8 protein-coding genes are annotated in these 11315 nt (G+C 35.6%); 2 read left to right on the forward strand and 6 right to left on the reverse strand.

Going from position 1 to position 11315, the window contains the following annotated elements; all coding sequences use genetic code 11:
• Positions 1-2: 2 nt before the first annotated feature.
• Complete coding sequence (locus tag HMPREF2660_RS01435) at positions 3-1220, forward strand: aminotransferase class V-fold PLP-dependent enzyme (RefSeq protein ID WP_041942033.1); 1218 nt, start codon at positions 3-5, stop codon at positions 1218-1220.
• A 4-nt stretch (positions 1221-1224) separates the two neighbouring features.
• Here the strand turns inward: HMPREF2660_RS01435 and HMPREF2660_RS01440 are convergent, their stop codons facing one another.
• The 6 genes from HMPREF2660_RS01440 to HMPREF2660_RS01465 form a co-directional block, all read right to left on the reverse strand.
• Complete coding sequence (locus HMPREF2660_RS01440) at positions 1225-2190, reverse strand: EamA family transporter (protein WP_070485362.1); 966 nt, start codon at positions 2188-2190, stop codon at positions 1225-1227.
• A 75-nt stretch (positions 2191-2265) separates the two neighbouring features.
• The gene (locus HMPREF2660_RS01445; RefSeq protein WP_013597457.1) at positions 2266-2880 is read right to left on the reverse strand and encodes a deoxynucleoside kinase; all 615 of its coding nucleotides are present in this window, start codon (positions 2878-2880) and stop codon (positions 2266-2268) included.
• 1 nt (position 2881) lies between these two features.
• On the reverse strand, positions 2882-3655 hold the full coding sequence (locus HMPREF2660_RS01450) for a hypothetical protein (RefSeq protein ID WP_070485363.1): 774 nt from the start codon (positions 3653-3655) through the stop codon (positions 2882-2884).
• A gap of 93 nt (positions 3656-3748) precedes the next feature.
• Positions 3749-5623: a molecular chaperone HtpG gene (gene htpG / locus HMPREF2660_RS01455; protein WP_070485365.1), complete on the reverse strand. Its 1875-nt coding sequence runs from the start codon at positions 5621-5623 to the stop codon at positions 3749-3751.
• 90 nt (positions 5624-5713) lie between these two features.
• Positions 5714-8746 carry an AAA family ATPase gene (locus HMPREF2660_RS01460; RefSeq protein ID WP_070485367.1) on the reverse strand — a complete coding sequence of 1011 codons (3033 nt, stop codon included), beginning with the start codon at positions 8744-8746 and terminating at the stop codon, positions 5714-5716.
• Between the two features lie 2 nt (positions 8747-8748).
• Positions 8749-9954, reverse strand: a complete 1206-nt coding sequence (locus HMPREF2660_RS01465) for a metallophosphoesterase family protein (protein ID WP_070485369.1) — start codon at positions 9952-9954, stop codon at positions 8749-8751.
• Between the two features lie 162 nt (positions 9955-10116).
• On the opposite strand from HMPREF2660_RS01465, the gene HMPREF2660_RS01470 reads away from it, so the two are divergent.
• Entirely contained in the window at positions 10117-11157 is a 1041-nt protein-coding gene (locus HMPREF2660_RS01470; protein WP_041942218.1) for a hypothetical protein, read from the forward strand.
• Positions 11158-11315 lie beyond the last annotated feature (158 nt).

Genomic DNA, 11315 nt, shown 5'->3' on the forward strand with positions numbered 1-11315 from the left:
ATATGGATATTACACAAATAAGAAAACAGTTTCCTATTTTATCGAGAAAAGTAAACGGAGAACCTCTTGTTTATTTCGATAATGGAGCAACTTCTCAGAAACCGATTCAAGTAATCGAAGCCATCGAATATTACTATAAACATTATAATGCCAATGTGCATCGCGGAATCCATACATTGAGTCAAGAAGCAACCGATAAAATGGAGGAAGCCCGTAGAAAAATTCAAAAATTTATCAATGCTAAAAACGAACATGAAGTAATTTTTACGCGCGGAACTACCGAAGCAATTAATTTGGTAGCCTATTCATTTGGCGAAACATTACAAACAGAAGATGAGATTCTTATTACCGAGATAGAACATCATTCGAATATCGTTCCTTGGCAGTTATTAGCAGAAAGAAAAGGGTTGATACTCAAATATATTCCGCTTAAAAAAGAAGGAGGTCTAGATCTGACGAATCTAGATACGTTGCTTACCGATAAAACACGTTTGGTAGCAGTTAATCAAGTATCGAATGCCTTAGGAATAGTGAATCCAATTCAAAAAATTATTGAAAAAGCACATGCAAAAGGAGCAAAAGTATTGATTGATGGTGCACAATCAGTACCTCATACCAAGATAGATGTACAAAAAATGGATTGTGATTTTTTTGTATTCTCTGGCCACAAGATGTACGGCCCTACTGGTATTGGCGTTTTGTACGGGAAAGAAGAAATCCTGAATGCAATGCCGCCTTTTCATGGAGGAGGAGAAATGATACGTGATGTATCGATGGAAAAATCTACCTATGCATGTTTACCCTTTAAATTCGAAGCCGGTACGCCAGATATTGCGGGAATTATAGGTTTAGGAGAAGCGGTAGATTTTATAAACTCGCTTGGTATAGAAAATATTCAAGCACACGAATATGATCTATTAGCCTATTGCATGGCTGAACTACAAAAAATAGATGAGGTAGAAATTTATGGAGAAAACCAAGAGCATGCAGGCGCAATCTCGTTTAACCTAAAGCTGGATGGTGCTCACTCATCAGACGTCGGAATGATCCTCGACAAGAAAGGAGTAGCAGTGAGAACTGGTCACCATTGTGCCCAACCAATTATGTGTTTCTATGATATCCCTGGTACTGTACGGGTTTCCTTTGCTGTTTACAATACAAAAGAAGAAGTCGACATATTTATCAGTGCACTAAAAACAGCCATTCGGATGTTGGGATAAATAACTAAGAAATTTTAGAGTGTGAGGATTTTAATTGGTTAGCATTCATGTAAAAAACTGCGCCAAGGATACATGCAATGCCTAACCATTGAATCCATTCTACCTTTTCATTGAGAAGGAAAAAAGCAAACAATACCGAAACGGGTAACTCGATAGAGGAAACAATACTACCTAATCCAAGTCCAGTATTAGGAAAACCAGCTGTTAGCAACAATGGCGGTAAAATAGTCCCAAAAAGAGATAAAAATAATCCGTACCTTAAGAAAATACTAGCATCGAAAGCGCTGATTCCTTCTGTGTTTGATGAGAAGAGGTTGTAGAAAGATTTCAGGCCATCAAAATAATAAGGACCTATTTGAGAAAAGAATAAGAATGCTCCAACTACGATGGCTCCTCCCAAAAGCATGAAAAGGGATTTTTGCGTGTTGGGTAAATATGTAGCAATTCTGTTGGATACAAACATGGTTGTAGAGAAAGAACAAGCCGCTAAGAAACCCCAAAAAACTCCACGAATATCCAAATCTATCGATTGATTGAAAACGTTTGTGGCCAATAAGGTGCCGAAAAGAACCATTATCGTTGCTAAAATTTTTCGAGCAGAAGGCAAGACTTTATCTAGAAAACTTTCGATTACGATGCTTATCCATACAGACTGCATCAACAAAACAATCCCGATAGATACATTGATATATTGTACCGATAGATAATAGAATAAACTGGTAAAACCCATTGAAGAACCAAAAATTAATAATTTGGTTGTGTCGCCTTTCTGGATTGGCTTTAGTTTTTTTCGGTTGATGATATTGAGAATTATCAGACCCAAAAGTCCCAAGGTAAACTGAGAAGTCGTAACTTCTGCTGTGGTGTAACCTTCTCCGTAGGCTAGTTTTACAATAGTAGCCAACATTCCGTATGCGCTAGAACCTAGGGCAACAAGCAGCACACCTTTTGCTATATTTTTCGTTTCCATAAGATAAAAAAGGCGGTCGAATTTTGATGAAAAATTGCCGCTCTTATACGTTGTTTATATTTTTTTATTGTGTGATTAAAAGAGACCGTGAATTTCTCCTTCTACTTTGTTGAATATGAAGCCTAAATCTTCGGGGTTTTTCACAAAATCTAAATTATCCACATCAATTACCAAAAGTTTTCCTTCGGTATAATTATCGATCCATTTGTTGTATTTTTCGTTCAATCGATTCAGATAATCGATGCTGATAGAGCTTTCGTATTCGCGTCCTCTTTTTTGGATTTGTGCTACCAATGTCGGTATCGATGCTTTGAGGTAAATCAGCAAATCGGGAGCTTTTACAAAAGAAGTCATCAAATTAAAAACACGTAAATAATTCTCATAATCGCGTGTGCTTAGCAAACCCATATCTTTTAGGTTGCTCGCAAAAATATGTGCATCTTCATAAATCGTTCGATCCTGAATAATGTTTAGCCCACTTTCTCTTATTTCTTTTACTTGTTGGAAACGACTTCCTAAAAAATAAATTTGTAGGTTAAACGACCACTTGGCCATGTCGTTATAGAAATCATCTAAGTAGGGGTTGTGATCAACATCTTCGAACTGTGCGGTCCAATTGTATTGTTTCGCTAATAACTTGGTGAGGGTGGTTTTTCCAGCTCCAATATTTCCTGCAATAGCAATATGCATTCTATTTTTCTTTTAGCGTGTAAATATACGTATCCTTATCATTTTGCACAAAAAGTTCACGGCTGTTTGCTGCAAAGTCAGACCAATTTCCTTCGTATACTACCTGAGGTTCTGTTTGGTCTAGACGAGAAAGAAATATTTCATTTTTCGTCCCATACAAAAAAGCATTTCCTACCATAACAATTTTCGAGTATGTAGGTAAATTTATTTTTTTCTGATAGGTAAGATAATCATCAAAAACATATAGCGACTGATCGGTTAAGAGGTATATTTTTTTGAGGTGATAATATAATTTTATCAATTGTTCGTCTTCTTTCAGCATCGTTAATATAGAAGAACTGTTGATGATTTTACTACTCTGATAATTGATTTGTAGTAGTTTATGAGTAAAAATATCGTACGCTACCAGAAAGTTATTATCCATTACGCCGACCAAAGTCAAAAAATAATCGGGTGAATTCAACGAAATCGGATCTTGGATAGGCGATAAATTATTATCGAGCAAATACAAGGTTTGATGATTGGCAATAACCGTAACCAACAACGAGCTTTGCACATTGAGATTGCTAAGATTATTTTGGTTAGTAAATGTCGCAACAATTTGATGATTGCTTATTTTTTCGATGGTATTATTTTTTAGTTGATAAAAGTTTCGAGCTTCATCAACGGTTAACGATTTCGAATTGATCCAATCGAAAGCTGTTGTATTGTTCTCTTTCTGTGCACAACAAATCAGAGAGATGAAGAAACAACTCAAAACCAAAAGTCTTTTCATACCAAAATATTCTACCGAAAGGTACAAAAAAAACCGCTTCGCAACTCCGAAACGGTTTAGGTTATTTGATATGATCCTTTAAGGCTTGTTTTTTTATAGATTTTTGAAGCTACGGTTTATAAACTCGGTCAGTTCTTTTCCTTTGAGCAAACCTTGCGACAATTTTGCCAAATCCAATGCCTGAAGAATCAAGCTGTTTTTTTCTTCTGTATTTTCTTTAGTCAAAATTTCATTGGCCAAAGCAGAGTTGGTATTCACTACCAAATTGTACATTTCTGGGAAGTTACCCATGCCAAACATACCGGCTGCACCTGTAGCTTGCATATCTTTCATGCGGCGCATAAATTCTGATTGGGTGAGGATGAATGGGGCATCGGTTTCCGATAAATCTTCTAATTGTACGGTGTACGATTTGTTATCGATTCCCTCTGTAATTTGGGTTTTCAGACTCTCTTTTTGTTCATCAGAAAGCTTAGAGATTTTCACTTCATCTTTGTCGATCAACTTATTGATATGATCTGCATCTACTCGTGCAAAACTTACTTTTTCTTTCGAAGATTCTAATTTTTGGATGAGATGTGCAGCAATTGGTGAATCGAGAATAATTACTTCGTAGCCTTTCTCTTTCGCAATCTGGATGTATTGATCTTGTCCATTGACATCGGTCGTGTAAAGAACCACCATGTTGCCATCTTTATTGGTTTGATGATCTTTTATGGTGTCTGATAGCTCTGTCCACGTAAAATATTTTCCATCAACGGTAGGATAAAGAGCAAATTTGTCAGATTTTTCGAAGAATTTATCTTCCGAAATCATACCATATTCTATCACTACTTTTATATCGTTCCACTTTTTCTCGTAATCTTCTCGGTTTTGAGTGATCAAAGAACTCATTTTATCAGCAACTTTTTTGGTGATATGCGCCGATATTTTTTTCACCGCTCCATCTGCTTGTAGGTAAGAACGAGAGACATTTAGTGGGATATCTGGCGAATCGATTACTCCGCGTAGCAACATCAAGAAATCGGGAACTATCCCATTGACTTCATCTGTTACAAATACTTGATTTTGATATAATTGTATTCTGTCTTTATCTAGATTGATGTTGTTGCCTAATTTCGGGAAAAATAAAATCCCAGTTAAATTAAACGGATAATCGACATTGAGGTGAATATGGAACAATGGCTCCTCAAATTGCATTGGATACAATTCTCTGTAAAACGCAAGATAATCTTCATCGGTTAGTTCCGACGGAGATTTGGTCCAGGCGGGTTGCGTATTGTTGATGATATTGTCTACTTCTATTTCCTCTGGTTTTGCATCTTCTGCAGCATCTTCTGGTAAAGGAAGCGTTTCTTTTTTCGTACCGAACTTTATCGGGATTGGCATGAATTTGTTGTATTTATGCAACAGTTCATTAATCTTCCATTCTTCTAAAAATTCTTTAGAATCTTCTGCGATATGCAAAATGATTTCTGTTCCACGATCGGTTTTATCTGCTTTTTCTAACGTAAATTCTGGCGAACCATCACATGTCCAATGCGCGGCTGGCTCATCTTTGTACGATTTGGTAATAAGTTCTACTTTGTCGGCAACCATAAAAGCCGAATAAAAGCCTAATCCAAAATGCCCAATAATTCCATCGGCATCTTTGTGTTGGTTGATAAATTCTTCTGCTCCAGAAAAAGCAACTTGGTTGATGTATTTTTCTACTTCATCTGCTGTCATCCCGATTCCTTGATCGATAATATGAAGCGTTTTATCTTCTTTGTTTATTTTTACTTCAATCTTCGGATTGCCATATTCTACTTTTGCTTCGCCTATATTGGTAAGATGTTTTAGTTTCAAGGTTGCATCCGAAGCATTAGAAATCAACTCACGCAAGAAAATTTCGTGGTCACTGTATAAAAATTTTTTAATTAATGGAAAGATGTTTTCCACCGATACATTAATATTTCCTTTACTCATGATGATGATTATTTTTTATGTTTATTTAAATGTTTTCGGTCTTATAAGTGACAAAAGTAATACCAACCAAATAAAGCTGACATTTTGTCTTTATTGTAGGTCAATTCGACTTCCTTTTACTTCATCTTTCGTGATCGATAAGGTAATGGGAATGCGCTCTTTTAGCTCATCGACGTGCGAAATTATTCCTACAATTCGATTTTCTTTTTGTAAACTCAATAAGGTTTCGAAAACAATATTTACCGCTTCGCTATCTTGCGTACCAAATCCTTCATCGATAAAGAAAAAGTTTTTGTTGGTAGAAACATTTTCTTGCACACTTTCCGCCAAAGCAAGCGCCAAACTCAACGAAACCTGAAAGGCTTGTCCACCCGAAAGGGTTTTTACACTTCGACTTTTTCCTTCATTCAGATAATCAATAATTTCGAAATCAGAATTTTCATTTATTTGTAAACTAAGTTGATTTCTCGTCATCCGATGGAATCGTACATTTGCATTGTCACACAATTGTTGTAGATAGATGCCCGAAATATATTGCACAAAGCCTGCTCGATTGAAAAGGTTTTGCAAAGTCGATAAATTTTGTGCTTTTCGCTCGAGTTTTTCTTGTTCCTTGAGTAAGTTTTTTTTCTCTTCGAATGCTTTTTCTAGCCTTTCTTTTTCAGTTTTTAGCGCAATCATTCGCTCATTCGACTCTTTGTGTTTTTGTGCCAATGATGCGAGTTCTGTTATTTTGGTTTGATAATTTTCTTCTTCGAAAACCTGATCTTTCAGTTTGTTTTCCAACTCGAGAACCATTTCGCTCAATGCATTTTTTTCCAATTCGAACTGGTGAATTTTCGCCCAATTTTCATCCACATTCAGCCCCGAGTGTACGATTCTTTTCACCTCTTCGAGGGTTGTAAATTCGGTGGTCGATAAACGTTCTAACAAAGTTTTTTCTATCGAAATTAGTTCAGTTTTGGCAAGATGAAGTTGTTTTGCAATAGAATCGAACATGGCTTCTTTCTTGGCAACTTTTGGTAAAAGGTTGTTTTTTTCTTCTTGTAAGGCGATTTGCTTTTGTTCGATTTCTAAGTTTCTACTTTTCAAACTGTCCAAAGTTGATCGGATTTCTTGTTGAGATTGCTGCGCATAATCGCTTACCGATAAGCGTTGTAGGTTTTTGCTGTTGAGTTCTATTCTTGCCTTTGCTTGGTTTTCTTTATCGCGAAACCCTTGAATTCCTTCTTTGTATTTCTCAATGTTTTTTAACGTATTATCCAACAGTAAACGTTCATTTTCTATTTCTTTGGTAGCTTCGGTTAGAAGATTTTCTACCTCTAAAGCTTGTTTCTTTTTGGCTAAAAAATCATTTTTTTGTGTAGGTCGAAACTTTTTCCAAACGAATGTATCGATAAGATTTTTTTGGTTCGAAAATAATTTCTCAAGCTCTAGTTCTTCCTTTGCTAATTGCTCTTTTCTAAACTTTATTTCAGAAAAACTATTTTCCAGGTTTCGACGATCTTTTTGCAAAGTTTTTTCTTTTTCTTGTCCTAGCAATAACTTATTTCTTAGATTCTGTAATTGCTCACTAACATCATCGTCTATCAAATTAGGATGTTGCAGAGAGCCACACAGAGGGCAGGCTTCGCCTTCGTGCAAATGCATTGCATAATGCGATAATTGTTGTCGAACGGTGAGGTTTTGAATCTGTTCTCGCAAAGTTTCATTCGATTTTTCTAACTTCGAAAACTCTTCATCAATAACCCTTGTAAGGGTTTCTTGCGTTGCTAAATGCGGATTGAATTGCTTCTCTGTCGATAAAATATCTGCTTTGTTTTTTGATATTTTATTTTCTTGTTCCGCAATTTGTTTCTCTAATATTTCATACTTCTGATACCATTTTTCTATCTCGTATAGCTCTTCTATATTTTCTCTTTTTTGTTCGAGTTCTTTTTGTTTGTTTTGCAATGTTGCAAGAAGATTTCGGTGAGAAGTTTCTTTCTTTTCTTCTTCTGTAATCATTTCGATTCCTTTTCTAGAGCGTAGTTGTAGATTTTCTATTTCTGCTTGATCTCGCAGAATAGAGAGGATAAACTCTAAATCTTTTTCCTCTATTTTTTTATCTGCTAAAGCTTCGAATTGGGGAAGAAGACTTGCCATTTCTTTTTCTGTTTGGTTGATTTTATCCTTCAGCAAAAGCAATTCTTTTTCTTCTTTTTGCTGCTCATCCAAAAAATCATTTACTTTCTTTTGCAGTTTATTTTGTTCATCGAAACCATGAGAAAAACCTTGCGAAAGTTGTTCGTATTGCTTGGTTTGTTTTTCTAATGTTCGGATACCTTTTTCTTCTATTAGTAGTTTTTCAAGTGCTTTCTTTTTAGATTGTTGTTCTTCTAAAGTTTCTTTTAGTTGTCTTAGCTTTTCTACAACTTCTTGCAAATTTTGGTGTTCTGTTCGATATTTTTCTTCTTGTATGATCGAAGTAGAAAGTTGCGATGAAAGTTCTTCTATTTGAGTTTCGGTGACGTTTTCGAATGTGGAAAGTCTACCTGTATTTTTATTGAGTAATTCTAGGTTATTTTTGTTGAAGGCACTTACTTTGTCTTGTAAATCAAAACGTTGAAGAGAGAAGATTTCCTTCAACATATGCGTTCTTTGTGTCGGAGTAAGCTGAATAAACTCCTGAAATTTCCCTTGTGGAATAATTATCGTTCGACGAAAATTATCAGAACTCAAACCAATAATTGGCTCAACATCTAAACTTTCTAGTGGATACCAATCATTCGATCGAAACTCATACAATTGTGCGTTTTTCTGTGTAATAATCTCGAAATTATTGCGATTTCGTCGATATTCACGAACGATTTTATATTTTTTATTTTCATGGTTTAAGAACTCGAAATCGATCAACATTTTATTCGATTTCAGATTCATCATATTATACGTAAATTTAGACGAACCCAAACGGTCAGAATTTCCGTACAAAGCAAAAGTAATCGCTTCTAGAATGGTTGATTTTCCGCTTCCTACTTTTCCGAAAATTCCAAATAATCCTGCATCAATCAAAGAAGAAAAATCGATTTCTTGGGGTTCTTGGTACGAGTATAAACCTTCGAAACGTAAAACAAGAGGTAACATGGTTATGAATGTAAGATTTCGTTGAACAATTCCATAATTTCATCGGTTGGTTCTTGTGCGTTTTGTTTAGACCGAAAATAGTCCCGAAACAGTTCGCCAATATCTTTGTTTAGTTGAATGGTAGAATGAGTCGATTGCTCTGCTTGTAGATTTTTCAATTGAGGAATTAAATGGATAATTCCTTTATGCGCGCGATAAATTTTTTGACGATCACTTGCTTGTAAAAACGTATCGCTTTCTAAGGTTAATTCCACCAAAGCATTTTGATTTTCTTGTAACCACTCCACCGTTTTTTCTACCGAATCGAATTGTTTCCTGATCAAAGGTTTTCCTACTTTCAGCTCGATTTTCTTCATCTTAATTCTTTCATTCGGTACAATCTCTACAAGGTTTACGTATTTGGTTTGTCCTGCTTCGGAGAAACTATAACACAAAGGAGAAGAACTGTAGACGATAGGTTTTTCTTCCGAACCAATATTTTGATACTTGTGCAAATGCCCTAATGCGGTATAATGAATTTCTTGCGGAATAGAAGAGGCAAAAACCAAATCTGCATTCCCGATTTTTAGTGGTTTTTCGCCATCGGGTTCGTCTAATAACTGCTGTGCAGAAGGATTCATATACAAATGAGTTATCAGAAGATTAACCCCTTTATTATCACAATAAGTATTGGCTAATCGTTGCCAGTTTTTGGCTAATACCTGATTCAATTGTGCTTCTTTTTCTTCACCTAAAAACTGTTTCAATCGTCGTTCGTTCGCATAAGGTGTATGAAGAATTCTAATAGGATAGGGCAGGTGATGAAGAGAAAGTTCTATGAATCCTTCATCGGTTTTGGTAATCGAAAAATCAGCCAATTCGAACGGAGAAATTACCGCCTTCGGATAGCCGATTAAGATAATTCCACATTCGCGCGCCAAAGGATTTGGTGCATCTATAAGGTTGGGCGAATCGTGATTGCCAGCAATCGCAACCACAGGCCGTTTGCCATTGTTGGATAACCTCTTAAGGGTTTTGTAGAACAATTCAACTGCTTCTACACCTGGGTTGAAGGTGTCGAATAAATCACCGGCAATGAGTACTAAATCTACGTTTTCTTGTTCGGCTATCTGAACAATTTCGTTCATCACGTTGATTTGTTCTTCTAATCGAGAATAATTATCCAAGCGTTTGCCTAAATGCCAATCGGCTGTGTGTAAAACTTTCATGCAACAAAATTCTTGTTTAGAACGACAAAATATGTCATGATAAAAAGAAAGATAAGAAAATGTGTTTTTCCAATGCTAAGTTACGTTTTCCTATCAAAATGTAGAATGAAATGATTCAGAAAGCCGATAAAAAGCCGTAAATTTGGTAGGATGAAAAAGCCCGTGAAAGACGTAAAAATTGCATTCAGGAAACCAATTTATCCGATAAATGACGAATTATATACTTATTTGGATAACTATCAGCGGACAACCAAGATCGAATTGTTGTATGATGATTTGTTGCGCTTTGTCGATTTTAGTTCGATCGAAGATGAAAATGGTAAAGATACTTTGTGGTTGAGTGTGTATTATCATCAGGCTGAACAAGCCGAAATCGAAGAGAATCTTAATAGGATATATACCTTACTGCACTCTGATGGTGATGAAGAAACCTTGCCTTTTCTCACTGTTGATAGTATAGAATATTGCACTTTTGGAAACTCGAAACCTTTTCGGATTCGGGTGAGGAATATTCTTAATGATAATTATACCAATTATTATGTGAAAAAAGCTGACGCTTCTCGGATCTATGGATTAGAGTTAGAAGATTTGTTATCTCCACATAGAATCAATTATCTTGTTTTTCAAGATACTTTAATCGAAGAACATATATTAGGAATACCGGGCGATGTTTTTATCGAAAAGCACTTGCCTAAATGTAATTTGTTAGAGCAATCGCAGATTGCCAAAGAGTTTGTGAAGTTCAATGAACGATGTTTTATTGGTCTGCTGGGCGATATGCGTTCGTATAATTATGTGATCATTCCGATCCATGATTATAATCAAGTTATATATAGAATTCGACCGATAGATTTTGATCAGCAATGTTATGAGGGGAATTTGAAGATTTATCGACCCCAGTATTTCAAAGAAAATCGAGTATTGGTTGAATTGGTAGAACAACGATTGAAGAAAAATTCGATAGAACAATATCAGCGAGAGGTTCGCTCTTTGCTCGCAAAAAGGCTAATGAATAGTCCGATTCATTATCGAGATTTGATGGAAGTAATGAAGAAAGATTGCATAGCTCCTCAAGAGAATGTAGATCAGCTGAAAACTGCGTTGCAAAAACTGACCTATGACAGAAGGTTTGAAAAATGCAAAACAATGGGCGAAATCTTAAACATTGGCTTACGATTCTTGATAGTAAATTATAAAAAGTAATAAAAAAGAATCGAGTAATTGTTTGATTACGAGTAGGAAATAAAAAAGTGATAAAAAACTTTAGCAACTATTTGTAAAAATCATTTAAAAAAGTCTATATTTGCACTCGCAACAACGCAATACAGCGTTTGGAGAGATGGCAGAGCGGTCGAATGCGG

It is taken from the genome of Weeksella sp. HMSC059D05 (assembly GCF_001809725.1).
Taxonomy (GTDB): Bacteria; Bacteroidota; Bacteroidia; order Flavobacteriales; family Weeksellaceae; genus Weeksella; species Weeksella virosa.